30 protein-coding genes are annotated in these 26,383 nt (G+C 63.3%); 10 read left to right on the forward strand and 20 right to left on the reverse strand.

The window, feature by feature from the left end:
- Positions 1-49: 49 nt before the first annotated feature.
- From EOA16_RS23675 to ykgO, 3 genes are all read right to left on the reverse strand, one after another.
- Entirely contained in the window at positions 50-1,114 is a 1,065-nt protein-coding gene (locus EOA16_RS23675; protein ID WP_127260404.1) for an alpha/beta hydrolase, read from the reverse strand.
- A gap of 96 nt (positions 1,115-1,210) precedes the next feature.
- Positions 1,211-1,816 carry a hypothetical protein gene (locus tag EOA16_RS23680; protein WP_127260405.1) on the reverse strand — a complete coding sequence of 202 codons (606 nt, stop codon included), beginning with the start codon at positions 1,814-1,816 and terminating at the stop codon, positions 1,211-1,213.
- Positions 1,817-1,928: 112 nt separating this feature from the next.
- Positions 1,929-2,054 (reverse strand): type B 50S ribosomal protein L36, encoded by a 126-nt coding sequence (gene ykgO, locus EOA16_RS23685; protein ID WP_006327841.1) that lies wholly within the window; start codon positions 2,052-2,054, stop codon positions 1,929-1,931.
- 240 nt (positions 2,055-2,294) lie between these two features.
- On the opposite strand from ykgO, the gene EOA16_RS23690 reads away from it, so the two are divergent.
- Positions 2,295-2,717: a lysozyme inhibitor LprI family protein gene (locus tag EOA16_RS23690; RefSeq protein ID WP_127260406.1), complete on the forward strand. Its 423-nt coding sequence runs from the start codon at positions 2,295-2,297 to the stop codon at positions 2,715-2,717.
- A gap of 91 nt (positions 2,718-2,808) precedes the next feature.
- On the opposite strand, the gene EOA16_RS23695 is transcribed toward EOA16_RS23690, so the two are convergent.
- From EOA16_RS23695 to EOA16_RS23735, 9 genes are all read right to left on the reverse strand, one after another.
- The gene (locus EOA16_RS23695) at positions 2,809-3,894 is read right to left on the reverse strand and encodes a 5-(carboxyamino)imidazole ribonucleotide synthase (RefSeq protein ID WP_127260407.1); all 1,086 of its coding nucleotides are present in this window, start codon (positions 3,892-3,894) and stop codon (positions 2,809-2,811) included.
- Complete coding sequence (purE, locus tag EOA16_RS23700; protein WP_127260408.1) at positions 3,891-4,388, reverse strand: 5-(carboxyamino)imidazole ribonucleotide mutase; 498 nt, start codon at positions 4,386-4,388, stop codon at positions 3,891-3,893. Before purE ends, EOA16_RS23695 begins: the two co-directional genes overlap by 4 nt.
- Before the next feature lie 101 nt (positions 4,389-4,489).
- On the reverse strand, positions 4,490-5,383 hold the full coding sequence (locus EOA16_RS23705) for a ribokinase (protein ID WP_127260409.1): 894 nt from the start codon (positions 5,381-5,383) through the stop codon (positions 4,490-4,492).
- Positions 5,380-6,255 carry a MurR/RpiR family transcriptional regulator gene (locus tag EOA16_RS23710; RefSeq protein ID WP_127260410.1) on the reverse strand — a complete coding sequence of 292 codons (876 nt, stop codon included), beginning with the start codon at positions 6,253-6,255 and terminating at the stop codon, positions 5,380-5,382. Before EOA16_RS23710 ends, EOA16_RS23705 begins: the two co-directional genes overlap by 4 nt.
- The gene (locus tag EOA16_RS23715; protein WP_127260411.1) at positions 6,252-7,220 is read right to left on the reverse strand and encodes an ABC transporter permease; all 969 of its coding nucleotides are present in this window, start codon (positions 7,218-7,220) and stop codon (positions 6,252-6,254) included. The genes EOA16_RS23710 and EOA16_RS23715 overlap by 4 nt, the downstream gene beginning before the upstream one ends.
- 9 nt (positions 7,221-7,229) lie before the next feature.
- Complete coding sequence (locus EOA16_RS23720; RefSeq protein WP_127260412.1) at positions 7,230-8,744, reverse strand: sugar ABC transporter ATP-binding protein; 1,515 nt, start codon at positions 8,742-8,744, stop codon at positions 7,230-7,232.
- Between the two features lie 83 nt (positions 8,745-8,827).
- Positions 8,828-9,880, reverse strand: a complete 1,053-nt coding sequence (locus EOA16_RS23725) for a substrate-binding domain-containing protein (RefSeq protein WP_127260413.1) — start codon at positions 9,878-9,880, stop codon at positions 8,828-8,830.
- Positions 9,881-9,939: 59 nt separating this feature from the next.
- Positions 9,940-10,929: a TIM barrel protein gene (locus EOA16_RS23730; protein WP_127260414.1), complete on the reverse strand. Its 990-nt coding sequence runs from the start codon at positions 10,927-10,929 to the stop codon at positions 9,940-9,942.
- Positions 10,930-11,325: 396 nt separating this feature from the next.
- The gene (locus tag EOA16_RS23735) at positions 11,326-11,529 is read right to left on the reverse strand and encodes a DUF465 domain-containing protein (protein WP_013529216.1); all 204 of its coding nucleotides are present in this window, start codon (positions 11,527-11,529) and stop codon (positions 11,326-11,328) included.
- A 238-nt stretch (positions 11,530-11,767) separates the two neighbouring features.
- On the opposite strand from EOA16_RS23735, the gene EOA16_RS23740 reads away from it, so the two are divergent.
- From EOA16_RS23740 to EOA16_RS23755, 4 genes are all read left to right on the forward strand, one after another.
- Entirely contained in the window at positions 11,768-11,947 is a 180-nt protein-coding gene (locus EOA16_RS23740) for a YdcH family protein (RefSeq protein WP_013529217.1), read from the forward strand.
- Positions 11,948-12,279: 332 nt separating this feature from the next.
- Complete coding sequence (gene ispG / locus EOA16_RS23745) at positions 12,280-13,533, forward strand: flavodoxin-dependent (E)-4-hydroxy-3-methylbut-2-enyl-diphosphate synthase (RefSeq protein WP_164754368.1); 1,254 nt, start codon at positions 12,280-12,282, stop codon at positions 13,531-13,533.
- A 5-nt stretch (positions 13,534-13,538) separates the two neighbouring features.
- Positions 13,539-14,393, forward strand: a complete 855-nt coding sequence (locus EOA16_RS23750) for a lytic transglycosylase domain-containing protein (protein WP_127260416.1) — start codon at positions 13,539-13,541, stop codon at positions 14,391-14,393.
- Positions 14,394-14,540: 147 nt separating this feature from the next.
- On the forward strand, positions 14,541-15,293 hold the full coding sequence (locus EOA16_RS23755; protein ID WP_164754364.1) for a Stf0 family sulfotransferase: 753 nt from the start codon (positions 14,541-14,543) through the stop codon (positions 15,291-15,293).
- A 16-nt stretch (positions 15,294-15,309) separates the two neighbouring features.
- Here the strand turns inward: EOA16_RS23755 and EOA16_RS23760 are convergent, their stop codons facing one another.
- From EOA16_RS23760 to EOA16_RS23770, 3 genes are all read right to left on the reverse strand, one after another.
- A complete protein-coding gene (locus EOA16_RS23760; RefSeq protein ID WP_127260417.1) occupies positions 15,310-17,649 on the reverse strand; it encodes a response regulator in 2,340 nt (779 codons plus the stop codon).
- Positions 17,650-17,762: 113 nt separating this feature from the next.
- The gene (locus EOA16_RS23765; protein WP_127260418.1) at positions 17,763-18,569 is read right to left on the reverse strand and encodes a class I SAM-dependent methyltransferase; all 807 of its coding nucleotides are present in this window, start codon (positions 18,567-18,569) and stop codon (positions 17,763-17,765) included.
- Between the two features lie 160 nt (positions 18,570-18,729).
- On the reverse strand, positions 18,730-19,647 hold the full coding sequence (locus EOA16_RS23770; protein ID WP_127260419.1) for a polyprenyl synthetase family protein: 918 nt from the start codon (positions 19,645-19,647) through the stop codon (positions 18,730-18,732).
- A 272-nt stretch (positions 19,648-19,919) separates the two neighbouring features.
- Here EOA16_RS23770 and EOA16_RS23775 point away from each other — a divergent pair, with 272 nt between their 5' ends.
- From EOA16_RS23775 to EOA16_RS23785, 3 genes are all read left to right on the forward strand, one after another.
- On the forward strand, positions 19,920-20,630 hold the full coding sequence (locus EOA16_RS23775; protein WP_245456007.1) for a transglycosylase domain-containing protein: 711 nt from the start codon (positions 19,920-19,922) through the stop codon (positions 20,628-20,630).
- Positions 20,631-20,770: 140 nt separating this feature from the next.
- On the forward strand, positions 20,771-20,953 hold the full coding sequence (gene rpmF, locus EOA16_RS23780) for a 50S ribosomal protein L32 (protein ID WP_008834724.1): 183 nt from the start codon (positions 20,771-20,773) through the stop codon (positions 20,951-20,953).
- A 233-nt stretch (positions 20,954-21,186) separates the two neighbouring features.
- Positions 21,187-21,588, forward strand: a complete 402-nt coding sequence (locus tag EOA16_RS23785) for a hypothetical protein (RefSeq protein ID WP_023810946.1) — start codon at positions 21,187-21,189, stop codon at positions 21,586-21,588.
- Between the two features lie 19 nt (positions 21,589-21,607).
- Here the strand turns inward: EOA16_RS23785 and EOA16_RS23790 are convergent, their stop codons facing one another.
- From EOA16_RS23790 to EOA16_RS23800, 3 genes are all read right to left on the reverse strand, one after another.
- On the reverse strand, positions 21,608-22,039 hold the full coding sequence (locus EOA16_RS23790) for a heme-binding protein (RefSeq protein ID WP_127260421.1): 432 nt from the start codon (positions 22,037-22,039) through the stop codon (positions 21,608-21,610).
- 156 nt (positions 22,040-22,195) lie between these two features.
- A complete protein-coding gene (locus tag EOA16_RS23795) occupies positions 22,196-22,429 on the reverse strand; it encodes a hypothetical protein (protein WP_127260422.1) in 234 nt (77 codons plus the stop codon).
- A 77-nt stretch (positions 22,430-22,506) separates the two neighbouring features.
- The gene (locus EOA16_RS23800; protein WP_127260423.1) at positions 22,507-23,028 is read right to left on the reverse strand and encodes a helix-turn-helix domain-containing protein; all 522 of its coding nucleotides are present in this window, start codon (positions 23,026-23,028) and stop codon (positions 22,507-22,509) included.
- A gap of 97 nt (positions 23,029-23,125) precedes the next feature.
- Here EOA16_RS23800 and EOA16_RS23805 point away from each other — a divergent pair, with 97 nt between their 5' ends.
- Together EOA16_RS23805 and EOA16_RS23810 are read left to right on the forward strand one after the other, a co-directional pair.
- Positions 23,126-23,962, forward strand: coding sequence for an alpha/beta hydrolase (locus EOA16_RS23805; protein ID WP_127260424.1), 837 nt, complete (start codon positions 23,126-23,128; stop codon positions 23,960-23,962).
- 100 nt (positions 23,963-24,062) lie between these two features.
- Positions 24,063-24,719 (forward strand): glutathione S-transferase family protein, encoded by a 657-nt coding sequence (locus EOA16_RS23810; RefSeq protein ID WP_127260425.1) that lies wholly within the window; start codon positions 24,063-24,065, stop codon positions 24,717-24,719.
- Between the two features lie 98 nt (positions 24,720-24,817).
- Here EOA16_RS23810 and EOA16_RS23815 read toward each other — a convergent pair whose 3' ends face one another.
- Positions 24,818-25,081: a metalloregulator ArsR/SmtB family transcription factor gene (locus tag EOA16_RS23815; RefSeq protein ID WP_013529232.1), complete on the reverse strand. Its 264-nt coding sequence runs from the start codon at positions 25,079-25,081 to the stop codon at positions 24,818-24,820.
- Between the two features lie 32 nt (positions 25,082-25,113).
- Positions 25,114-26,361 (reverse strand): MFS transporter, encoded by a 1,248-nt coding sequence (locus EOA16_RS23820; protein ID WP_127260426.1) that lies wholly within the window; start codon positions 26,359-26,361, stop codon positions 25,114-25,116.
- Between the last annotated feature and the right edge of the window lie 22 nt (positions 26,362-26,383).

The following is a 26,383-nucleotide window of genomic DNA, read 5'->3' on the forward strand; positions in this document are numbered from 1 at the left end:
CTAAACAAAGAGTTAGAGCAGCTCGCCGTTTCCGTGAAACGGTGAAACTCTAGGTCGGCGCGAGTTCGGCCTGCGGCAGCTTGATATCGGCGCATCTGCCGGCGCCGTAGGCGTCGCCGGCGATGCGCGCCTCCACTGCCGTTGCCATCGCCTGCAGGTCTATACTCTTGCCGGCGACCTTCTCGATGGCGCCGACGGTCAGGTCGGGCGCGATCCAGTCTGGCTTGTGACCGAGATTGTGCACCCAGACGAGTTCGGCGCCGGCAATGTCGCGCGCTAGGCCGACCGAATGGATATGTGCGTAGACCACCTTGTCGCGATCGCCTGAAATGACCACGGTTGGCGCCTTGATCTCGTTGTAGCGCGGTGCGGCGCCGAGGGCATAGCGATAGAGCCCGGCGACATCGGTGGCGTTGGCACGAAAGGCTGTTGGTCGCAGCACCAGCGGGATAGAGGCCATTCTGATATAATTGTCCGGCACCTTGTTGGGCGAGAAAACGCAGGTGGTGGCGTCGGCCATCTGCAGTGTACCGGCCGGATAGGTCAGCGTCTCGGAAAACAGCCGGCCGAGCACCGGCATGGTGGTCAGATCGTAGTACCAGGCGGTTGCGCCGCCCGGCCATGGGTGGGTCGCCGGTGCGAGGAAGACCAGTCCAAGTGTCTTGTCTGGATGCTCGCGGCCAAAGGCCGATGTCACCACGCCGCCGAAGGAATGGCCGACGATGACAGCCTTCCTGATGCCGAGATGGTCCATCAGCGCGGCAATGGTGTTGGCCTGCGCCAACGGGTTCTCGTTGTTGGCGCCGCGACCCGACCAGCCGTGGCCTGGCCGGTCGAAGAACAGCATTTCGGCGCGGCCTTCGAGCAAGGGACGCAGCGGCAGCATCTGGTCCTTGAGGTTGGCGCTGGCGCCGTGGATGAAGACGATCGGCGGCAGCTCGGCATTGGCGGGTGCCGGAACATGGACATAGTGGATGCGGGCGCCGTCGATGTCGGCGAACTCGCCGATCGGCGGATTGCGGCGCTCGATCAGCCATGAGCCGACGCGGGTGACGCCGACAAAGCCGAAAACAAGCGCCATCAGGAAGGCAAGGGCGGCGTAGATCAGGTTCATGGGGGAGATACGGAGGTGGAGGGGATAAGTTGTAGGGGAGGAGGGGAGTGTTCCGCAGGTACAATCTGCCCCTACCGCCTTACTCCCCTGGAGTAATCAAATGCCTTCACCGGCAAGCTCTTCCGAAATCGTGCCGACCTGGTCCTGAGCGCTGCGCATCATCGGATAGATGGCCAGCACCTTCTGCCAGGCCTCGAGCGCCGATTGCTTGTGGCCGGTCAGCGCCATGATCTGCGCCAGTCCGGACAGCGCACCGAAATGGCGCGGCTCGAGCTGCAGCGTATGGTCGATGTCGGACATCGACTTGCCGTAGTTCTTCATCATGAAATGGACGGTGGCACGCCGGTTCCAGCCTTCGGCGTAAGTCGGCTGCAAAGTCACCACCTGGTCGAGGAAATCGAGCGCGACGTCGAACTTCTGGCCCTCGACGGCTTTTTGCGACCATTGCATCATCAGGTCGATCGAGGCGCTGCCGGATTGCGACCACTCGCTCCAGATGCTGCCGGCGATGCGCTCGGCAGCCTTTTCGTTGCGCTCGCGTTTCAGATCGCTGAACAACTGGTCGAGGCGGGCTTGTTTCGTCGTTGCGGCGGGCGGCGCGTCCTGAGTGGTCGGCGGCGCGACAGCATCATCCGCCCATGCCGGGTCATAAATGACGCCGGAAACAAGCAGAGATGTCAAAAATGCAAAAAGAATCCGCATCGCCGGACTCTAGTCCCGGGCGGCGGAACGTCAAACTGAATTTGGCGTGAAAATGCCGGCAGGCGGCAACAAGCATCAAATGGGCGGAGGCAACAGCCTCCTGCCCGAAAACTCAGCCCTGGCGTGCCTTGTAGCGCGGGGCGGTCTTGTTGATGATGTAGACGCGGCCCTTGCGGCGAACCAACTGGTTGTCGCGGTGACGCGCCTTCAGCGCCTTGAGCGAATTCTTGATCTTCATGGTCTTGCCTGTCGGTGTGGACCCGGTTGGGTCGAAATTTTAAGGCGCGCCAGAAGACGCGCCTTTGAACTGTGGGTGGCTCATAAACGAGGAGCCTTGTCCCTGTCAACCGCAAGCGTGCTCCATAGCGGCTGTGAATCATCCCTGTCATCAATTATCAGCCATGTCGGCCTTGCGGCATTGCGCGGCCCTGGGCCGGCTGGGATGATGCGGTCGCCGTGAAGTGATTTGGAGAAAACCATGCGCCGAATGTTCCTGTCCGCCTGCCTTGCCCTCCTGGCGGCAGCTTCGGTTGCTCGCGCGCAGGAATGCGACCGCTCCGACGACAGCCAGCAGATGATGAACATCTGTGCCGGCGAAGACTATCAGGCGGCCGACGCCAGGCTCAACAAGGCCTATCAGGACCTCACCAGCTCGGATGATGCCGACGGCAAGAGATTGTTACAAGTGGCGCAACGCGCCTGGATCACCTTTCGCGATGCCGAGTGCGCGCATTCCACCGCCGCCAGCGAAGGTGGATCGATCCATTCGATGGAAGTTTCGCAATGCCTGACCAGATTGACCAATGATCGCGTCAAGCAGCTTGCTGCCGCAGCCAATTGCGAGGAAGGCGATGTGGGTTGTGCCAATCCAGGCGAGGACGAGAGCGATGACGTGCAGTAGGCAACCTTATGAGGCGCGACGGCTCTATCTCTTTGTTGTCTGACGCAATTCCCCAGGGAAAGCGCTATGCGGCTTACCCGGGAAAACCGCTTCACACTTTTCCTGGAATTGCTTTAATCCGGGTGAAATGGCCCATCTTGCGGCCGGGACGTGCTTCGGCCTTGCCGTAGAGATGCAGCATCAGATCGGGCTCAGTGAGCAGGGCCGGAACGCGCAGCACATCGTCGCCGATCAGGTTCTCCATCACGCAGTCGGAGTGGCGGTCCGGGCCGCCGAGCGGCAGGCCTGCGATGGCGCGGATATGCTGCTCGAACTGCGAAACGATACAGGCGGCTTCCGTCCAATGGCCGGAATTGTGCACGCGCGGCGCGATCTCGTTGGCCAGCAGCGAGCCGTCGGCAAGCACGAAGAACTCGACGCCGATGACACCGACATAATTCAGCGCCGACAGGATCTTCGATGCGGCCGTTCGGGCGGCTTGCGCTGTTTCGGGCCTTATGCCGGCCGGCAAGGTCGATGTGTGGAGAATGCCGTTGCGATGCACATTCTCGGCCGGATCGTAGGCGACGACCGCGCCGTCCAGCCCGCGCGCGGCAATCACCGAAATCTCGCGCTCGAACGGCACGAAGGATTCCAGGATCAGCGGCACATTGCCCATCGCCTCGCAGGTACCTGCAAACCCTCCGGTTTCCATGTTGCGGAAGACGCGTTGGCCCTTGCCGTCATAGCCCATGCGGCGCGTCTTCAGGATGCCGCTGCCGTCGAATGCTTTCAGCGCCGCCGTCAGCTCGTCATCATTGTCGACGGCATGGAAATCCGCGGTGGCAATGCTGATGCCATTGAGGAATGTTTTTTCGCTCACCCGGTCTTGAGCCACTTCCAACGCCCGTGCCGGTGGATAGACCGGAACCTTGGCGGCCAGCGCGCTGGCGGCCCCGACCGGAACGTTCTCGAATTCGTAGGTGATGACCGAACTGACCACTGCCAGTTCGGCAAGGGCGGCCGGCTCGTCATAGGCGGCTGTTATCTGCCGGTTGGCGACCTGTGCCGCCGGGCAATCCGCTTGCGGCTCCAGCACCACGGTGCGGTAGCCGAGGCGGGCGGCGGCCATCGCCAGCATGCGACCGAGCTGGCCGCCGCCAATGATGCCGATCGTCGATCCGGCGGGCAGGCTCACGGCGTATCCGTCGGTTCGGCCGCGACCTTGGCGGTCTGCGCGGCGCGCCAGCCATCGAGGCGGACGGCAAGTTCGTTATCGTTCAGGGCCAGCACGGCGGCGGCCAGAAGGGCTGCGTTGGCGGCGCCGGCCTTGCCGATGGCCAGCGTGCCCACGGGAATGCCGGCCGGCATCTGGACAATGGACAGCAGCGAATCCTGCCCGGACAGCGCCTTCGATTCCACCGGCACGCCGAACACCGGCAGCGGCGTCATCGCCGCCGTCATGCCGGGCAGATGCGCGGCACCGCCGGCGCCGGCGATGATCACCTTGTAGCCGGCCGCCTTGGCGCCCTTGGCGAAATCATAGAGCCGGTCCGGTGTGCGATGCGCGGAGATGATCAGCCGCTTGTGCGGAATGCCCAGTGCCTCCAGCGTTTCGGCTGCATGGCGCATCGTCGCCCAGTCGGACTGGCTGCCCATGATGATGGCGACATCGGCGCGTTGATCGTCCAAGTCTGTGTTCCCCGGCGACAAAGGCGCGCCTTAGCGGAATTCGCGCCAAGCCGCAAGGATAGGCGGCCGCGACTGCGGTTTGGCAAGACGGAATCAGGCCATCAGATGCTGTCGCGCTCGGCCTCGGGTGTCGAGACCAGCAAGGCCGAGGCCGCGTTGGCGGTGGTGACGGCGGCCTTCATGCCCTCTCCACGCGCAAGCCCCGCGGCCAGCGCACCGACGAATTCATCGCCGGCGCCATGCGTGCTGGCGACCTTGACCGGGATGGCCGGCAGCACGAAGGCTTCGCCGGTCCGGTCGCAACAGGCGACGCCCTCACCTCCTGCCGTGACGATCGCCGCCGGATAGAGATCGGCCAGCCGCCGCGCCGCTTGCGCGGCCCCGTTGAGCGTCTCGACCACGGCCATGCCGGCCAGGAACTCCGCCTCGATGGCGTTGACCACCAATATGTCGACCAGCGCGATCAACCTGTCGGAGAGTTTGCGCGCCGGGGCCGCGTTGAGCACGACGCGGCCGCCCTGTGCTTTGACCGCGCGTGCTGCGGCAATGTTGGCTGCTTCCGGCACTTCGTTCTGCAACAAGAGCACCGCCGTTTGTGCCATCACATCGGAAGCCGAGGCAATGTCAGCATCGCCCAGCGTCAGATTGCTGCTCGAGACGATCACCGCGCCATAGTCGCCGCCTGCGTCGAAGATCGCCACGCTCATGCCCGAGCCGGCGCCAGCGGCCACCCGCACGAAGCGGCGGTCGATCCCGGCGCGATCGAGATTGGCCAGCAACGCCCGCCCGAAATCATCGTCGCCGACGGCGCCGATCATCGCCGCGCGCACGCCGGCCCGCGCCGCCGAGACAGCCTGGTTGCCGCCCTTGCCGCCGCATTTCGGCTGCCAGGCATGGCCGGTCACCGTCTCGCCCTTGCGCGGGCGGTCGGGTGCGTCGACCATGATGTCGTAATGCAGGCTGCCGAAGACGGTGACCAGCGGCGTTGTCGTCATGAGCCCCGGTCTTTTCGTTTCGATGTCACCGCCGACATGGTGCGGCCGAGATTGCGCTCCGCCGCCTGGTAGTCGCGCTGCGCCACCGCCACGAACAGCGCGTCGAGGATGTTGAGCTGGGCAATGCGCGCTGCCGCGTTCTCGCCCATCAGCGGTGAACCCTGCGCGGTCGAGCACAGCACGATGTCGGCGACCGTCGCCAGCGGCGAATTGTCGTAATTCGTGATGGCCAGCGTGCGGGCACCGTTCTTGCGGGCCAGCTGGATGGCGTCGATAACGGCCGACGTGTTGCCCGAATGCGAGAAGCCGACGGCGATGTCGTTTGAGCCAAGCAGCGAGGCCGACATCAGCATCATGTGCGAATCGTCATAAACCGACGCGCGGATGCCGATGCGCAGAAACTTGTGCGAAACGTCGCGCGCGATCTGCGCCGAGCCGCCGACGCCATAGAAATCCCGGTTCTTGGCCCGGAAGAGGAGTTCGGCGGCGCGGTCGAAATCCTCGATGTCGAGGATCGCCAGCGTCTCCTCCAGCGCCTGGATGGAGGTGCGGAACACTTTTTGCACGATCTCGGCCGAACTGTCGTCGGATGACAGTTCCTGGTGCATCTCGGCGGTCGGCAGGCGGCTGTACTCATAGACGGCGGTGCGAAAGTCGCGATAGCCGGAGAAGCCGAGCTTCTTGGCGATTTTGACCACCATCGCCTCGGACACGCCGGATTCCTCGGCGATCTGCTTCAGCGGAATGCTCTCGTCGAAGCCGCGCCGGCCGAAGACGGTTTCCACCACCTTCGCCTCCAAGGGAGTGAGATGCGGCATCATCATGCGGATGCGCGGTCCTACCGCTTTCAGGTCCAGCCCGCTCAAGGTCATCCACGCCCCCTCGTCACGCGATCGATAAGCATCGCGGCGAGGATTATAAGACCAGTTGCCAGAAGCTGATAGAAGGACTGGACGTTCATCAGCGTCAAACCGTTGCGCATGGCGCCGAGGATGACGGCGCCCAGGATGGTGCCGACGACGCTGCCCTTGCCGCCCATCAGCGAGGCGCCGCCGATGGCGGCAGCCGCGATGGCGTCGAGCTCCCAGAGATTGCCGAGGATGGGCTCGGCGGCGCCGAGCCGGCCGATCAGGATCTGCGCGGCCAGTGCTGCCAGCAGGCCGGAGATCATGTAGGCGGCGATCTTGGTGCGGGCGATCGGAACGCCGGCGATGTAGGCCGCCTCCTCGTTGCCGCCGACGGCAAGCAGATATTCGCCGAAGGGCGTCTTCTTCAAAACGACCCAGGCGACGACAGCCACGCCGGCGACTATGACGACCGCCAGCGGCAGCCCGAACAGCGAGCCGTTGAAGATGGCGCGAAAGCCTGGCGGAAGGCCGAGGACCGGATTGCCGCCGGTGTAGATCAGCGCCAGCGCCCGATAGGTGCTGAGCGTTCCCAGCGTGACGATGAAGGGCTGCAGGCCGACATAGGCGACGAGCACGCCGTTGACGAGGCCGCAGGCAAGGCCGATGGCGAAGCCGGCGGCGATGGCCAGCGGAAACGGCACGCCGGCGACCATCATCGAGGCCGAGATGACGGCCGAGAGTGCTGCCGTCGGCCCGACCGACAGGTCGATGCCGCCGGAGATGATGACCAGCGTCATGCCCAGCGCCAGACAGGCATTGATGCTCGACTGCTGCAGGATGTTGATCAGGTTGCGCTCGGCAAAGAAGCCGGGCACCATCGCGCCGAACACGGCCAGGATCACGACGAGACCGATCAGCGTGCCGGCGTCGCGCATGGAAATCCCGCGCAGGAATTCGGCCCGTGGCCGCACCAGAGTGGTATCCGACATATCCGTCACCTACTGCCTTGCCGATTGCGCGGCCGGCGTTTGCGTTTGCGGGATGGCGTGCGCCGCGATCGCCTGTTCGCTGATATCGTCCCTGTGGAGTTCGGCCGCGATCGAGCCGTCGCGCATCACCAGCACGCGGTCGGCGAGCCGGATCACCTCGGGAAGCTCGGAGGAGACGACGATCACGGCATGACCCTCGGCGGCGAGTTCCTCGATCAGATGATATATTTCCGCCTTGGCGCCGACATCGATGCCGCGCGTCGGCTCGTCGAACAAGAGGATGCGTGTTCCCGCGGCCAGCCAGCGGCCGATGATCGCCTTCTGCTGGTTGCCGCCGCTGAACAGGCGGATCGGCCGGTCGAGCAGAAACGGCCGCAGGTTGACACGCCCCATCTTGTCGACGGCCACTCGTTTCAGCCTGGCGTGATCGATGACGCCGCGCGGCGCGAACACGCCCATGGAGGCCAGCGCCATGTTGCTGCTGATCGAGCGCAGCGGCACGATGCCTTCGCGTTTGCGCTCCTCCGGCACCAGGCCAATGCCGGCGGCAATGGCGTCACGCGGGCTGGAGAACCGCGCCGCTTTGCCATCGATTGCAATCGTCCCGGCCGTGGCGCGATCGGCGCCGGCCAAGAGCCGCAGCAGTTCAGTGCGGCCGGAACCGACCAGGCCGGCAATGCCCAGCACCTCGCCGCGATGCAGATCGAACGACACGTTGCGCACCTTCGTCGCCGAGGAGAGGCCACGCGCGCTCAGCGTCACCTTGTTCGTGGCATGGGAATTATGGTGTTCCTGCGCCAGTTCGCGGCCGACCATCATCGCCACGACCGCTTTCTCCGACAGGTCGTTCAGATCGACGGAATCGACGACGACGCCATCGCGCATGATGGTGGCGCGCCGGCAGATGCCGAACACCTCGTCCAGCTTGTGCGAGACATAGACGACAGCGACGCCGTCGCGGGCGAGGCCGGTGATGACTTGCGCCAGCCGTTCGAATTCGCTCGGCGTCAGGCTCGATGTCGGCTCGTCCATGGCGACGATGCGGGCGCGATCGAGCAGCGCGCGGGCGATCTCGACAATCTGCCGCTGCGCCACCTTCAGGGTACCAAGGGGTGCGGCTGGATCGATGGAGGGATCGATGGCCGCAAGAGCCTCCGCAGCACGGCGCTCCTGCTCGCGCCGGGCGACGAAGATGCCGCCGCGCGTCAGCGGATGGCCGAGGAACATGTTCTGGGCGACGCTGAGACGCGGTACCTGCTGCAATTCCTGATGGATCATGGCGACGCCCGCAGCGCGTGCGGCGACCGGGTTGGCGAGTGTAACCGGCTTGCCGTCGATGAGGACGCTTCCCGCTGTCGGCCTGTAGACGCCAGAAAGGATGCGCAGCAGCGTCGACTTGCCGGCGCCGTTTTCGCCGAGAAGGCCGTGGATTTCACCGGCACCGACCGAGAACGACACGCCGTCAAGCGCCCGCACGGCCGGAAACAGCTTGGAAATGCCCTGGAATTGCAGCCGGGGTGACATTGGGTTCGATCTCCGGGGGGTCTATCTCCGGGCAACGGTGCCGGACAGAAGCGAATTGCTCTGACCGGCATCCGCCGATTGGCTTACTGGCCCGCAGCCGCGTCCTCGAGCAGTGCCTTGCGCGCGCCGGCGCCGGAATAGCGATCGGCATTGTCCTTGGTGATCAGCGCCTGGGGCGTGGCGACGACGCGCGGCAGCTTCTGTCCCGCGACGAGACGCAGAGCTGTTTCCAACGCCACTTCGCCGGTCAGCACCGGGAAGCTGTCGACCGTGCCGGTCAGTTCGCCGGCCCGTATGGAGGCATAGGCATCGGAAATGCCGTCGGTACCGAAGACCGCAACCTTGTCCTGCAGGCCGGCGGCCTTGACTGCCTCGACGATGCCGAGCGCCATGCCGTCATTGTTGGCATAGAAGCCGATCAGGTCGGGGTGCTGCTGCAGGATGTTGGTGGCCGCGTCATAGGAGGTCTGGCGGTCCCAGTTGCCGGGAACGCTGGCGACAACCTCGAACTTGCCTTCCTCGATGATGGTCGACTTGAAGCCGTCGGTGCGCTGCACGGCGGCATAGACGCCAGCCTGGCCTTCGACGATGGCGACCTTGCCGCCATTCGGACGGTTTTTGATGAACCATTTGGCGACGCGCACGCCATTGTCGCGTTGGACATTGCCGACATAATGCTCGGCCTGCGGGATAACGGCGTCATTGACGTTGACCACTGGCACGTTGGCGGCCTTGGCCTGCTCCATGATCGGCTGCAGATTGGCATCCGTCTGCGGCGAGACGAGCAGCACGTTGTAGCCCTGCGTCACCAAACCTTCGGCAATGGTGAGCTGGCCGAGCTGGTCGCCCTCGCTCTGCGCTGCCTGATAGACGACGGGCACGCCGACTTTGTCGCCGAACGCCTTGTAGCCCTCGCCAAGCGAACGCCAGTATTCATTGGTCAGCGTCTTGGAGACGGCGCCGGCCTTGGTGCCCTCGGGCAGCTTGGGGAACGCGCCGAACTTGGCCTCGACCTGCGACCAGTCGATGCGGTCCTTTTCCGTGTCGGAATTGAGCGGCGCGAGGTCGGCCGAAAAGGCAGAGCCGATCGACAGCGCCATCAGTGCGGCGGTAGCAGTGGCAAGCAGAAGTTTCATTGTATTCCTCCCTTGTTAAAAGATCTGGCCTTGTTGAAAACGGTGATGGCCCGGATGCCTCAGCTATCCGGCCCGAGCATGATTTCCTGGACGATGGCCTGCGACGTCACCGCATCCTGGCTGTCCATGGCGGCGGACAGGCGATTGTCCTGCTCCAGCCGGTCGACGACGCGCAGCATGCGCTTGACGGTGGCGATGTTGACTTCGCACTCGCGCACCGGATCGAGTCCGGTCATGTCGGGGAACGTGTCGAAATAGATGGCGCCGGCGTAACCGTCGCGGCGGGTCTGCCTGAGCAGCTCGATGGTCTGCAGCGTGTGCACCGCGCCGACCATCAGGCCGTCGTCGCGCTTGGCGTAGCCGTCGTTCAGGTGCACGCCGAGCAGCTTGCTGTGACGCGCCACCAAGGCGGCGGCGAAGGCCGGCTGTTCGTCGGCATAGAGCACATGAGCGAAATCGAGGGTGACGCCCAGATTGGGCAGGCCGACATCGCGGATCGCCAGCAAGGTCGTCGCCGCATCCGGCATCAGGCTGTAGGAGCGTGGTTCGTTCGGTTTGTATTCAAGGCTGATCTGACAGTCGGGGTCATGTGCCGCAACTTCACGAATTCCATCAATTTCGTGTTGCCAAAGCGTCGCGTAGTCGGCCTGGAAAGCGTAGTCGAAGCCATCCTGGCCGAGCCACAGGGTCATCAGGCTGGCGCCGGCTTCACGCACGGCGTCGATGCCGGCTTTGGTCAGGTCGATGGCCTCACGGCGCACCGCAGGATCCGGATTGGTGAAGGCGCCGAGCTTGAAGGCGGGGTTGGAGTAGTAGCGCATGGCAAAGCCATTGATGGAAAGCCCAAGATCGCCCAGTTTGAGGGCGATTTCCGTGGGCTTTCCACTGACATGGTCAGGAAAGTTGAGGTCGAGATCGGTAAGCCCCTCGACCTTGGCTGCGCGCGCCGCCATCTGCAGCAGCGACGGCTTGCCGATGAGCTCAGGCCATTCGGCCTGCGGTCGCGAGGCAAAGGAATTCAGGCGCGTGGCGAAACGAGTAGCTGTCATGATCGACCTTTCAATCGTCATCACTTCACACAAATATAGATATTTGTAAAGTTATTGTTTTGAAGGCTGGGTGGTGAGCTGTGCAGAGGCCGGGCTGAGCCGCGCGAAGGCGCAGGTTTTCCGGTGGCGGCGTCGGACAATCCGTAAGAACGGGTGGGATCAATGCCCGGGCAGGACCGTCCTCAGCCGCCGTTTTGCGGAAGCGTGCGACGAAGCCATCGAGTTCGAGGCGCTCCACGTGCGAGGTCGCCCGGTATGAGAAGCGCCGTCGCGGCTGGTGCACCAGCGAAAAAGAGCCCGACGATTGACCGGCCAAAAGGCACCGTCACACGACCGCGCAGGGAGATGGAGGTCGCCGCTGCCTGGCGCTCGAGCGGCGTCAGTACATCACATCGTTCAAGCAATGATGTCGGGAATGATCTTGTCTTCCAGCGCCATCAGCCGGTCCTTGAGGAACAGCTTCTTCTTCTTCATGCGCTGGATCTGCAGCGGATCGCAGGCCATGGCGATCATCGCGTTGATGGCCGCATCGAAATCGGCGTGTTCCTGCTTCAGGCGGGAAAATTCGAGGCGAATATCGGCCTGTTCCTGATCGGACATTCTCTACCGTCTGCACGTCTGCGGCGCCCAAAGCTGGGCCTGATTGGGCGGGACCGGTGTTTTGCCACCGGCGTGCAGGCCATATCACATTTCAAGGTGTCGTGGAATGCTACCACGGATCATTCGACATCGCCCCCGGAAGGTGGCACACTGTCACCGTGCCGTCACAGAAGCGAACCTGCGGTGGACGCGCCGTGACGGTTGCAATCGAGGAAAACCATGAAAGGGAGAACCAATCATGTCTCTTGCATCCCATCTTGATGAGTTGCAGCGGAAACACGGCGACATCGAACGTGAAATCGATGACGCGATGAATCATCCATCGGTCGACGACCTCGAAATCGTGAATCTCAAGCGACGCAAGCTGGCACTCAAGGACGAGATTGAAAAACTAAGAGGAAAACCGACCACGCACTGATGCCCTCCTGACATAGCCGCCCGGTATCCGCGGCCTGTTTTCCCGGCGGCCCCCCGCCGCCGGTGTGGAGGGTTTTGATTTTCCAGCACCGGTCTGTCAGCGGAAGCTGGACTAGCACCGGTTCAATTTCCGCTTCGGCCGTCGCCCGTTTGGCCAGATCAGCGATTGTCTGGTCGCTGGCGGCGTGCCGATTCCGGCCAGTGGCGACCTGTCGCCATTGACAAGCCATCTTTGCTCCTCCACCTCATGCCCGGACCTCAGCGCATCGGCCCGGGGCGTCGTTGTGCGCCCATGCAGGACACAAGATGCTCCAGAGACAAAAGGCTGCCGGCATGACCGGATATTTTTCCTCTCCTTTCCCCCGCCGCACCTCGGTCGGCGTCGATGTCGGCGGCGTGGTCGTCGGTGGTGGCGCGCCTGTTGTCGTCCAGTCGATGACCAACACCGACACGGCCGATATCGACCAGACGGTTGCGCAGGTCGCAGCCCTCCACCGGGCCGGCTCCGAGATCGTGCGCATCACCGTTGATCGCGACGAGAGTGCCGCCGCCGTGCCGCGCATTCATGAGCGGCTTCTTCGGCTTGGCATCAACGTGCCGCTGGTCGGCGATTTCCACTATATCGGCCACAAGCTTTTGTCTGACCATCCGGCATGCGCCGAGGCGCTGGCCAAATACCGGATCAACCCCGGCAATGTCGGCTTCAAGGACAAGAAGGACCGGCAGTTCGCCGATATCGTCGAGATGGCGATCAGACATGACAAGCCGGTGCGCATCGGTGTCAACTGGGGCTCGCTCGACCAGGAGCTTTTGACCCGGCTGATGGACGACAACCAGGACAAGGGTTTTCCGCTGACGGCGCAGGAGGTGATGCGCGAGGCGATCGTGCAGTCAGCCATTCTCTCAGCCGAGATGGCGGAGGAGATCGGCCTTGGCCGCGAGAAAATCATCCTGTCGGCCAAAGTCAGCGGCGTGCAGGACCTGATCGCCGTCTATACCGAGCTCGCCACCCGCTCCAATCATGCGCTGCATCTCGGCCTGACTGAAGCCGGCATGGGCTCGAAAGGCATCGTCGCTTCGTCGGCCGCCATGGGCATCCTGCTCCAGCAAGGCATCGGCGACACCATCCGGATCTCGCTGACGCCGGAGCCGAATGGCGACCGCACGCGCGAGGTGCAGGTGTCGCAGGAGTTGCTGCAGACGATGGGGTTCAGGCAGTTCGTGCCGATCGTTGCTGCTTGCCCCGGCTGCGGCCGCACGACCTCGACCGTGTTCCAGGAACTTGCCCAGGACATCCAGGCGGATCTCAGGAAGAACATGCCCGTTTGGCGCGACAAATATCCCGGCGTCGAGAACCTCAAGGTCGCGGTGATGGGTTGCATCGTCAACGGCCCGGGCGAGTCCAAGCATGCCGACATCGGCATTTCGCTGCCCGGCACCGGCGAGACGCCGACCGCGCCTGTCTTCGTTGACGGCAAGAAGGCGGCGACGCTGCGCGGACCGTCAATCGCGGCGGATTTCGAGAAAATGGTCGCCGACTATATCGAACAGCGGTTCGGTCGCGGCGGCAAGGCCGCGGCAGAGTAGGTCAAATGCAGCGTTTCCTATGGGCGACGCTGATCCTGCTGTGTGGGCTGGTCTGGTCGACGCTGGCTCAGGCCGATCCGCCGCAATCCGCCAAGCAGCGGCTTATCGACAAGGTCTGCAATCTGATCCAGGCGCATGCCGACCAGAACGGCCTGCCCAGGGATTTCTTCGCCCGGCTGATCTGGAAGGAAAGCCGTTTCGATCCCAACGCCGTCAGCCCGGTCGGTGCCGAAGGCATTGCCCAGTTCATGCCGGGCACCGCCAAGATGCGCGGGCTCGCCAATTCTTTCGACATCAACCAGGCGATCCCGGCTTCGGCGAAATATCTTGCCGAAATGAAAACCGGCTACGGCAATCTCGGCCTGGCAGCCGCCGCCTACAATGCCGGCGAGAGCCGGGTGTCGCGCTGGCTCAGCTCCGGCGGTTTCCTGCCGATGGAAACCGAAAGCTATGTCTTCGACATCATGGGCGAACCTGCCGACAAGTTCACGGACCGGGCCTATGCCGGAAAGGTCGAGCCGCTCGACGCAAAGGCGGATTTTGCCGTCGCTTGCCGAAAGCTGCCGGTGATCATGTCGCGGACCGTGGCGATGGCCTCGATCAACGTAAAGCCGTGGGGCATCCAGGTGGCTGGTAATTTTCGCCGCAGTGCCGCGATCAACCAGTGGCTCAGGGTAAGGAGCCGGTTCCCGGCCCTGCTCAACGGGCATGATCCGGTGGTCAGCCGGGTGCGCACGCCAATCGGCCGGCGGGGTATCTACGCGGTCCGGATCGGTGTCGACCACCGCGCCGAGGCCAACGTCATCTGCCAGAAATTGCAAAGCATCGGTGGGGCATGCGTGGTGGTGCGCAACCGGTAATTTGGCCGCTTCCGGCAGGATGTCTTGTCTGAGAGGCATTTAAAAGCGACAGCCGTGACGTCGCATCCAGCAAAGATTTCAGCTATAGCGGCGGCCATCTTACCAGGGGCAACAGCCCCTGCCTTTGACAAGCTGCATGGGCACAACATGTTCGATGGATACATTATCTGCGGCACACCGAGGACCGGAAGCACGCTCCTGTGCAAGCTTCTGGCATCCACGAAGACGGCTGGCGATCCGCACTCATTCTATCGGCGGCAGGATGTTCTGGAATGGGCTGAAGAGTGGCAGCTGCCCGATCGCGACACGATGAGTGAGCTCGACTTCAATGTCGCCTATCTCAACGCGGCGATCGCTGCCGGCAAGGGTGGGACCGGCCTCTTCGGCCTTCGCTTGATGCGCGAAAATCTGGATGAGCTCTCGGCGATCCTCGACCGGATTTTCCCAAAACTGCCATCCGACAGAGCCCGTCTCGAAAAGGCCTTTGGCCGCATTCTCTACATACACCTCTCGCGGGAGGACAAGCTTGCGCAGGCTGTCTCCCTGGTCAAGGCAGAGCAGACCGGTCTTTGGCATATCGCTCCCGACGGCACCGAGATCGAAAGGGTCGCGCCGCCGAAAGAGCCCCAATATGATTTCGAGCGGATCAGGCGTGAGGTCGCGGAACTCGAGACCTATGATGCGGCCTGGAACATTTGGTTCGCAGCGCAAGACATATTCCCGCTGCGGGTCGACTATGAGCGTCTTGCCGCGAACCCGGCTGCGACATTGCTAGACATCTGCAAAGCCCTGGGGATCCGAGCGCCTGACGCCAAGGACGTGAGCCCCGGCGTTGCAAAGCTCTCCGACGACACGAGCCTCGACTGGATGCGCCGCTATCATCTGGATGCAACCGTCTGAGGTTTCGAGGAGGTGGCTAAGCCGTCTTGGCCACCACCGTCTCGCTGAGCCAGGTGCCGATCTTGGTGCCCAGGCGGTCGGGCGAAACGGGCTTCGGCAGATAGTCGTCCATGCCTGATTCGATGCACTTGTCGCGATCACCCTTCAGCGCGTGCGCGGTGACGCCGATGATCGGGATGTGGGTGCCCGTCGAGACCTCCATCGCCCGGATGGCGCGGGTCGCCTCGTAGCCGTTCATTTCGGGCATCGAGACGTCCATCAGAATCAGCTTGGGGCGCAGCGCCCGGTACATCTCGACCGCCGTGCGGCCATTGCCGGCGATGCGGTAGCTCAAGCCCAACCCATTGAGGATCTGGCCGAAGACCAACTGGTTCACGTCATTGTCCTCGGCAATGAGGATGTCGATCGGTCCGTTCGGCGTGGTTGTCGATTCCGGCGCTGCCGCGACCGGCATTGCCGGACCGCGGATGACGGTGAAGGCGGGCGGCGCTGCCGGGGGAGCCTGCACGATCGGTTCGCGGACGAACCGCGCCTTGCCGACCTGCGAACGGGCCTTCTGGATGACCGAGATGACGGTGCCGAGCAGCACCGCGGAGCGCGCCGGCTTGGTCAGGTGTGCTGATATGCCGAAGTCGATGATCATCCTGCCGAAATCGACCTGGTCGACCGAGGTCAGCAACACCACCGGGATGGAGGATAGCCGGCTGTCGGACGCAATGGCTCTGGCGACGTCGGCGCCGTTCATGCCCGGCATCTGGTAGTCGAGGATGATGCAGTCGACGGCGGCCCCGAGCTGAAAGGCGCGGTCGAGGAAAGCCAGGCCGACGGCACCGCTTTCGGCGGCGGCACAATCGAAGCTCCAGCTCCTGAGCTGCTCGAGCAGGATTTCGCGGTTGACCGGATTGTCGTCGATGACCAGCACGCGCGCGCCGGTGACGTCGACCGGCACGATCTCGTCGCGCGCCGCTGCCTGATGCGCGGGCAGCGGCACCGAGAACCAGAACACGGAGCCGCGGCCAATCTCGCTTTCGACGCCGATCTTGCCTGCCATCAGGTCGACGAGGCGGGCGGCGATGGCGAGGCCCAGCCCCGTGCCCTCATGGCGGCGGGTGGACGAGCCGTCGACCTGTGCGAATTTCTCGAACACGTTCTGCAGCTTCTCGGCCGGTATGCCGATGCCGGTGTCCTCGACGCGAACCTTGAGCTGGACCACGTCATTGACGATCTCTCCGCCGACATCGATCAGCACATGACCCTTCTCGGTGAACTTCACCGCGTTGCCGAGCAGGTTGGTGATGATCTGCCGGAACCGGCCGGCGTCGCCGACGACATGGGCCGGCAGGCGCGGATCGACGCGCACGATCAGTTCGAGGTTCTTTTCGGCGACGCGCGCCGAGACCAGCGTCGCCACATCCTCGACCGCTTCGGAAAGGCGGAAGGGAGCAGGGTCCAGAGTGAGTTGCCCGGCATTGATCTTGGAGAAATCGAGGATGTCGTTGATGATGGTGAGCAGCGCGTTGCCGGATTTGACGATGACGTCGGTGAAGGTCTTCTGGCGCGCGGTCAGATCGGTCTTGGCCAGCAGTTCGGCCATGCCGAGCACGCCGTTCATCGGCGTGCGGATTTCGTGGCTCATATTGGCCAGGAATTCTGACTTGGCTCGGTCGGCGGCCTCGGCCTTGAACAGGGATTCGGCGGATTCGGCGAAGGCGCGGCGGATCGCCACTTCCATCGGACGGAAGATCCAGAAGGCAACGATGGCAAGGGCCGCGAACAGGATGCCGCTCGCCCACAACAACAGCCTGTCGCTGGAGGCATCGGCCAGATGGCGCTCATCGTCCATGGCGGTGCGGACGCGGACCAGCATCGGCTGGGCGAACAGATCGTTCTGGTTGCGGATTTCGCGATAGCTCCACTCGTCGACCTTCTGCGCCACCGACATCAGGTTGAAATTGCGCACCATGTCGCGCGGCGACCAGAACAGATCGCCGTTAACTGAAGCGGACTGGAGTTCGTTGACGGTCTTGATCGACAGCCGCGGCTTGATCGCCGCAAGCTGGGCAGTCAGCGTCTCGATCTCGCCGGTCAGGCGCTCCGAATGGCCGCGCGCCGATGTGGTCAGGGCATCGCGTGTCTCCGCCCGCCAGGCGGTGCCGGTCGTCTCGGCAAAGCTGGTCGCGTTGCGCAGGTCGCGGGTGAAGATGACGAGGTTGCTGCTCAGCGCATCGATGTCGCGGCGAAAGGAATTGACGCGATCAAGCGCAATCACGATTCCGGCGGAAGCCAGTGCGAAGATCAGCAACCCTGAAATATAGCGGATCCGGACCGACCGGATGAAGGACGAATATTCAGGCATGCGCAACCCCAACACATACGCACCATTTAATGGCCGGGATTACGCTTCATTTACATTAAAATTTCGTTCGTGCGCGTAGGCAGGCCATGCGAGCCGCCGGATGGACAGCACGCCTAGGCCGCTTCCACGACGAGGGCGCGGATGCGGCCACTCACCGGGCCTTCCCCGAACCGTTTCCCAAGGGCATTCGCCACGTGTCGCGTCGCCTCCTCCAGCGAGCCGCCGCGTGCCTCGATCTCGGCCCGCAGGGGTGTGCCCTGGCAATAGGCCGTGGCCGCCTCATATGGCGAGGAAGCGGCGCTGACAGCATCCAGCGGCTCTATGGTGATGTCACGGAAGCCGGCGGCATGCAGGTCGGCGCGGATGACGTCCGCGTCGTGATAGCCATGCGGCGTCCTCGCCATGAAGCGCGGCGGATCGGCCGGGAAGAAATGGCCGAGTGCCCGCGTCGCCTCCTCGGCGAACTCGTTCTCTTCGATGGCACTCCACACGTTGAACAGGAAATGCCCGCCCGGCCGCATCACCCGCCGCGCTTGCCCGTAGGCGCCCACCCGATCGGGGAAGAACATCGCACCAAACTGGCAGACCACGGCGTCGAACTGTGCGTCCTCGAAGGGAAGCGCCTGGGCATCGGCCTGCTGCCAGGTGATGCGAGGATCGTCCGCCATCCGCGTGCGTGCGTGGTCGAGCATGGGCCGGTTGAGGTCGGTGACCACGATGCGCGCTTGCGCCGGCAGCTTTGCTGCCATCGCACGTGTCACCACGCCGGTGCCCGCCGCCACTTCGAGCACCGATTGCGGCCCGAGCTTCGACACCCGCTCCGCCAGATCCCGCGCATATGGCTCGAAGATCAGCGGCACCATCGCCCGGTCGTAGACCTCGGCAATGGAACCGCTGAACAGTTTGTCGGTGGTCGACATGGCACCCTCCAAATCTATCCGCACCGCGTGCTTGCCGTGCGGATGGCAAAGCGATGTCGATCCTCTGCCTAGGCAGGCTTCCGCTCAAGTTCTATTTCTGAATTGGCCGGCGGAGGACGAGCGAGCTTTAGTCAGCTCGATATCTGGGTTGGCGCCAACCTCAACTGGTGCGGGTCGCCACGAACGTCGCCGCTTCTTTCAGCAACTGGGCATCGTCGCCATAGGGCTTAAGCAGCGTATGCGCCTGTTGGACGAGGCCGTGAAGCTGGCCGCGTGCCCAATTCGCACCATGCAAGGCCACCAGCGTCGCCTTGCCGGCGGCGGCGTCCTTGCGGGTCGCCTTGCCCATCTGGCTGGCATCGGCGGTCAAATCGAGCAGGTCGTCGGCAAGCTGGAAGGCAAGACCGATCGCCGAGCCGAATTCGGCCAGCCGCTCGCGGTCATCGGCCGGGGCGCCGGCGATGAGGGCACCTGCCTCGCAGGCGAAACGGATCAGAGCGCCGGTCTTCATCGCCTGCAGCCGGATGATGCCGGCCTCGTCCGGCGGCGTCTGTTCGGCTTCGAGGTCGAGCTTCTGGCCGCCGACCATGCCGCCGGGTCCGGCGGCGCGGGCCAGCGCCAGCACCAGGGCCGCCCGCCGCTCCGCCGGCAGGCCGGTCGCCTCGCCAGCGATGATGTCGAAGGCCAGTGTCAGCAAGGCATCGCCAGCCAGGATAGCGGTCGCCTCGTCGAAGGCTCTGTGCACGGTCGGCTGGCCACGGCGCAGATCATCGTCGTCCATGGCGGGCAGATCATCGTGTATCAGCGAATAGCAATGCACGCATTCAAGTGCGGCGGCGACACGCAGTGCCGCCTCGCCATCGGCAGAGAAAAGGGCCGCACTTTCCATGACCAGGAAGGGCCGCAGGCGCTTGCCGCCGTTCAGCACGCCGTGGCGCATGGCTGCCATCAGCCGCTCGGGCCGCGCGATCTCGCCCGAAAGTGCACGGTCGTCGAGTAGCCGCCGCAGCAGCACCTCGACGGCGGCCGCCCGCCTGATGAGCGCCATTTCGAACGCCATTTGGTCGTGATTCGTCATGGCCGGGACCGGTAGCCGACACTCAGACGTTGCGCAAGAAGGCAAGCGCCATTATGCCGGAGCAGTAAGAGCCCGTTTGGAAACTCACCTCCTGCGGTCATCTGAGGGCGTTTTCTGCGCTCCGGTGCTTGCGTACTCCAATGTATGCTCCGCTCCGGTTCTCGAAAACACCGTCACATGACTCACAGGAGCGCGTTTCAAAACGAGCTCTCTGGCACGGGTTGGGCGGCTTGGCGGAACCGATCGTCGATCATGAAACCGAAAAGCTGGACATGGCGACGAGATCGCGGGGCGTAAACCGCCGTGGTCTCAAGCGCTGGGTCCGGCGCGGCATCGTCGTGGCCGCGGTGCTGGCTTTGATTCCGGTCGTGCTGACGTTTCTGTACCTGCCGTTCTTCGTGCATCCTGTCTCGACGCTGATGCTGAAGGACCTGGCGACGTTCTCCGGTTACGACCGCCGCTGGGTGTCGATCGACGACGTGTCGCCGGTGCTGGCCAATTCCGTCATCATGTCGGAGGACGGGCAGTTCTGCTTTCATCGTGGTGTCGATCTCGGCGAGCTGAGAGGCGTCGTCGACGACGCGTTGGCCGGCGAAGCGACGCGCGGCGCCTCGACCATTACCATGCAGACGGTCAAGAACCTGTTTCTCTGGTCGCGGCCGCTGGGCTCGGTGCGCAAGGTGGTCGAACTGCCGCTGGCCGTCTATTTCGATGCGGTGATGTCGAAACGGCGCATTATGGAAATCTATCTCAACATCGCCGAGTGGGGGCCGGGCATCTATGGCATCGAGGCCGCGGCACAGCACCATTTCGGCGTTTCGGCAAAACAGCTGTCGCGACGGCAGGCCGCCCTGCTTGCGGTCTCTTTGCCAAATCCGATCGCCCGCAATCCGGCCAAGCCCGGACCTGGCCTGAGGCGGCTTGCCAATCTGATCGAGCGGCGAGCCGGCCGCTCAGGTGCCTATGTCGCCTGTCTCCGCTAGCCGATCCAAAAAAATTCGCGCCAGTGCTGGCCAAAACGGCACAGGGCGTGTATAGGCACCCGACTTTCTCAGATTTAGGCCCCGACATGGCCCTTTCACGAGGGCGGGCGGGGCTTTTGACCATGTAATGGAGCATATCCATGGCCGTTCCGAAACGCAAAACCTCTCCGTCCAAGCGCGGCATGCGCCGCTCGGCCGACGCCCTCAAGGCCCCGACTTATGTCGAGGACAAGAATTCCGGCGAAATGCGCCGTCCGCACCATATCGACCTGAAGACCGGCATGTATCGCGGTCGCCAGGTGTTGACGCCCAAGGAAAGCTGAGACCAGCCTTTCCAAAGGTTTGAATTCCAAAAGGACCGGCCGGTGGCCGGTCCTTTTGCGTTTGAGGGCCGGGTCGCGCGCATGCTCGAAGCATGGGCGACAACCGTTGCAGGCAGCCGGCTGACATGGTTGTTGCGTACGGTCTTCGACCGTGTTCAGCGCTGCCGCCGAAAAATCTTGACTGGGTGCCTGTGGCGCATTCTACAAAGGATTGCCCCACATGGAGACGCCAGATGTTCGGTGCCATTCCGCTGCTGATCGTGCCTTTCGTGCTCTACAACCTCGGACTGCTTGGAATATTCGGCAGCGGCGACGATCCGTGGGCGAGCGAGGTCTTCTCCTTCAGCATGATGTCGGGCGGGGTGTTCTCGATGACGCTGGGCGACCTGATGATACTGATCGGGCTGGTCTTCCTGTTCCTCGAAATGGCGAAGTCGGTGCGCACGACCAATGCCTCGATCATGGACCATCTTCTGTCGACGCTGGTGTTCGTGGCCTTCCTGGTCGAGTTCCTGCTGGTGAAGGGCGCCGCCCATTCCGTCTTCTTCACGCTGATGGTCATCGCCCTGTTCGACGTGCTGGCCGGATTCGCTGTGTCGATGCGGTCAGCCAGCCGGGACATCAATTTGAATTAGTTAGAGCCGGCGCCGACGCTCAGCCCGGATCGGCGGTGAAGCCGGCGGCCTCGATGCCGGCGATTGCCGCGGCTTCGTCATTGTCCGACGTGTCGCCTGAAATTCCGACGGCGCCGATGATGGCCCCGGCCTTGTCGCGGATCAGCACGCCGCCGACGACCGGCAGCACGCGTCCGCCGGAGACGTCCGAAATGCCGGCGACGAGGTGCGGGCGCTCCTTGGCGAAGGCCTCGACCTTGCGTGAGCCCATGCCGATGGCGAGCGCACCATAGGCCTTGCCGGCCGACATTTGCGGGCGCAGGAACGAGGCGCCGTCCTGGCGCTGGAAGGCGACCAGATGCCCGCCGGCGTCGAGCACCGAGACGCCGAGCGGCTTGAGCTTGAGATCGACGCCCCTGGCAAAGGCGGCATCGATGATTTGCCTGGCTTTTTCGAGCGGCAGTGCGGTCATGGCAGTCTCCTGTCTGAAAACGCGTCGATCATCGACCGTCGGCGGGCGAGATAACATCCCGGTTTCGGTTGAAATTGCTTCGCGTGAAGAAGTGGGATGGAAAGCGACCTTCACAGCCACCATCCGGATAGGGTTTGGTGCCTGTGCGGCTTCAGGTCATTTTTTCTTGGCGCGGGCCGGCTTCTTGGCAGGTTCCGCCGGCGCGTTGGCGAGGTCTTCGGCTTCCTTGGCGAGACGCAGCGCCCGCAGCTTGTTGGTCTTGGCCTGGCGGGCATCGCTCTCGGCGACGTATTCGGCCATCGCCTTCTGGCGGACGGATGCCGCCTCTTCCTGCTTCTTGAAGCGCAGGTCGGCGCGTGCGCGGGCAGCATCCCGAGAGTTCTCAACCAAGACCTTATCCAATCCCGTGAATTGTGATTTTCCGCCTCTTCTAGCAGAGCCGGCCCCAAAACGGGAAAATAAGTTGGTCAAGCGGCAGAGTCGGCGGCGAGAGCTTTGCTGGCAACCAACGTCTCATAGGCGGCCTGCAAGGTCGCGCGGACCGAAGGGCCAGACATTGTATCGAGCGGCATGCCGAGATGTTCATGGCGCAACTCGTCCATGAATTTGTCCCACATCGGCTGTCCGCCCTTTTCCAGAAGTTCGGCCCGGATCGACAATTCGTCGCTGACCGGTAGCCAGACGCGGCCCCAGGCGCCGAGATGTGCCAGGATCGGCACCAGCGTGATCGCCATCTCGGTCAGGCTGTAGATCGCCTTCTGCTTGTGTGAGGGGTCGTCGGCCTTGGTCAGCATGCCCAGTTCCATCAGCCGCTTCAGCCGGTCGGCGAGGATGTTGGAGGCGATGCCTTCCATCGATCCGTTGAGCAGCTCGCGAAAATGACGCCTGCCGCCGAAGATCATGTCGCGAAGGATGATCAGGCTCCAGCGATCGCCGAACACTTCCAGCGACAGGTTGATCGGGCACCCGGACCGGCGATCCATGCTCATAAGATTCTTCTCCAAAACCAGTTGCATTATCGTATCGGTTTTATTATCGTGCAACCGATTGCAAAATGCAATCAGTTATGTGATGGGAGACAGTGCCATGACGACCACCGAACGCCCCAAGATCATATCCGAAGCCGTTGGCGATCCGGCGAACCCGCCGCTGTTGCTGATCATGGGAGCGATGGCCTCGATGCTGTGGTGGCCGGAGGCGTTTTGCCGGAAACTGGCCGGTGCCGGCCTGTTCGTGATCCGCTACGACAACCGCGATACCGGCCGTTCGACCAAATATCCGCCGGGAGCACCGCCCTACACGTTCGATGATATGGCCGACGATGCAATGCATGTTCTCGACGACCACGGCATCAGCAAGGCGCATGTCGTCGGCATGTCGATGGGCGGCATGATCGCGCAGCTTGTGGCGTTGAAACATCCCTCGCGTGTCATTTCTTTGACTGTGATCAGCAGTTCGCCGGTGGGAATCGACACATCCGACCTTCCCGGGACGACCGAAGCCTACATGGAACAATCGGCCGAGGGCGCCAAAGTCGATTGGTCGGACCGTGGCCAGGTGGTCGATTTCATGGTCAGGGATGCGCGGGCGATCGCCAGCACCGCGCATCCATTCGACGAGGCCCGGATGCGGGCCTTTGTCGAGCAGGATTACGACCGCTCCGGCGGCTTGCTGAGCGCGACCAACCATTTCGTGCTCAACGGCGGCGACGCCTGGAAGGGCCGCCTGCACGAGATCGCGGCGCCGTTGCTGGTCATCCATGGCACGGCTGATCCGATCTTTCCGGTCGAACATGGCGAGGCGCTGGCCGAGGCGGTCACCGGCGCGAAAATCATCCGGATCGAAGGCGGCGGCCACGAGCTGCACCCGGAAGACTGGGATGTGATTGTCGCAGGCATCGTCGCTCACGCCCACGCCGTTTGAAGCGGCAAAAGCGGGCTTTGACGGGCTATGCTTGCCGCATTGACCTTGATGAGCAGCACGGCACCGGCCCTTGATGAACCACGAAACAGATGAGCAAAAAATGTCCCTGACGCTTCATTTCCATCCGTTGGCCTCTTTCTGCTGGAAGCCGTTGATCGCGCTGTATGAGAACGCGACGCCGTTCACGTCTGTCATCGTCGATCTTGGCGATGCTGAATCGCGCGGGGCCTTCCTGAAGATTTCGCCGGCCGGCAAGATGCCGGCGCTGCGCGACGACGTGCGCGACCGCACGGTGCTGGAATCGACCATCGTCGTCGAATATCTGGCCGCGCATTATCCAGGGCCGCTCGACCTTGTGCCCGCCGACATCGACCTGGCGCTGGCAGTTCGCCAGGGCGACCGCTTCTATGACTTCTACGTGCAGGAGCCGATGCAGAAGATCGTCGGCGACCGGTTGCGCCCCGACGACAAGACCGACCCGTTCGGCGTCGAGCAGGCTCGCGACCAGTTGCGCAATTCCTACGCCATCATCGAACAAGACATGCAGTCGAAGATCTGGGCGATGGGCGACGCTTTCACCATGGCCGATTGCGCAGCGTCCCCCGCGCTGTTCTATGCCAACAAGGTCGAGCCGTTCGGCGACAAGTATCCGGCTGTGAAGCGCTATCACGACCGCCTGCTGCAGCGGCCTTCCTTCGCCCGGGTTGTCGAGGAAGCGCAGCCCTACTTCAAGTTCTTTCCCTACAATGATGGCTGATCGGGATGATGCACGACCCTGCCCCAGGCGCTGGTCGATTCGGTCGGTCAACTGGCCGAACCGCTGGCGCCGAACCGCTGGCAATGACACTGAGAAGCTCAGGCTTCCCAGAATTGATCGAGCCAGATGTTGAGTTTGAGGAAGCCGGTGCCGCTCACCGTATAGACGCGCCTTGTGCCTTCCGGCTTGGCGTGGACCAGGCCGGCATCGAGCAGCACTTTCAGATGTTGCGACACAGCTGGGCGCGACACCGGCAAACCGGCGGCCAGTTCGGTGACGGTTTTCGGGCCGCGGCGAAGTTCTTCCAGAAGATGGCGCCGGTTGGGATCGGCAATCGCCATGAAGGCGTCGGAAAACATCATGCCTGTATTAGTGAGGCAAAGCCTTTCGAATCTCAACCGTCTGCTTCTGCTTTTCTTCTGGGATCAAGCCGCAATGCTTCAGGGGTCACCGACCGATCGGCCGGCTGCGTCTTGAAGGCGTCACGATCGCCGATCGGCACCGGCGCGCGGCGGCTGATGCGCAGCAGCGTGTAGCTCGCCAGGCAGAGATGCGCGAAGGCGGTCGCCAGGAACAGACCTTCCGGGCGCATCCAGCCCATCAGGGCAGCGGCAAGCAAAGGTCCGATCATCGTGCCGAAGCCGTAGAGCAGCAACAGCCCGCCAGATACCTTGACGAAATCCTCCGAGCGCGCGTGGTCGTTGGCATGCGCCACGGCGATCGAATAGAGCGTGTAGGCGAAGGCGCCATAGGCTGCGGTGAAGACGATGACGAAGACGCCGGAGCGTGGCTCGAACAGGAAGATCAAGAGCGCGAACAAAGCCCCGCCGAAAGCCGCCCCGGCCAGCACGAAACGCCGGTCGGTCTTGTCGGACAGACGTCCGGCCGGAAGCTGCATGGCGGCACCGGCAACGACCACAAGGCTCATCATCAGGGCGATCTCGGCCGTGGAAATGCCGATGCGGGCGCCATAGACGGCGCCAAGCGTGCCCCAGGCGCCGTTGGCGATGCCGATCAACACGCAAGCGACCGCCGATACCGGCGAATTGGCATAAAGGCCTTTGACGTCGAGCGAGACGTCCTGCAACGGTTTGGGGTGCGAAGCGCTTGAGACCGCCGTCGGAATGAGTGACAGGCAAAACAGGATGCCGGTGATCATGAACAGCGACGCGGACTTCACGTCGCCGCCGGCGACGATCATCTGCCCGCCCATGATCGAGGCATAAGTCACCATCATGTAGAGGCCGAAGACGGTGCCGCGGTTCTCGTTGGTGGCCTTCTCGTTCAGCCAGCTTTCGATGACCATGAAGGCGCCGGCCATGGTGAAGCCGGTGAAGGCGCGCAGCAGGATCCAGACATATTCGTCGATGATCAGCCCGGTCAGCAGCGCCACGATGGCGCCGGATGCGGCAAAGGCGCCAAAGGCGCGCACGTGGCCGGCGCGGCGCACGATGCGCGGTGCGAAGAAGCAGCCGGTGACGAAGCCGCCGGCCCAGGCCGTGCCCATCAAGCCGAGCGATGCGGTCGAGAAGCCTTCGAGTTGACCGCGCAGGGGCAAGAGCAGCCCATGCAATCCAGACGCCGCGAGCAGGAAAGCGGTGCCGCGAAGCAGCGAGAGGATCGGTCGGTAGGTTGCGAACATTGGTTGATCCGGCTCAAGGTTT

The organism is Mesorhizobium sp. M7A.F.Ca.US.008.03.1.1, assembly GCF_003997495.1.
In the GTDB taxonomy this organism is placed as follows: Bacteria; Pseudomonadota; Alphaproteobacteria; order Rhizobiales; family Rhizobiaceae; genus Mesorhizobium.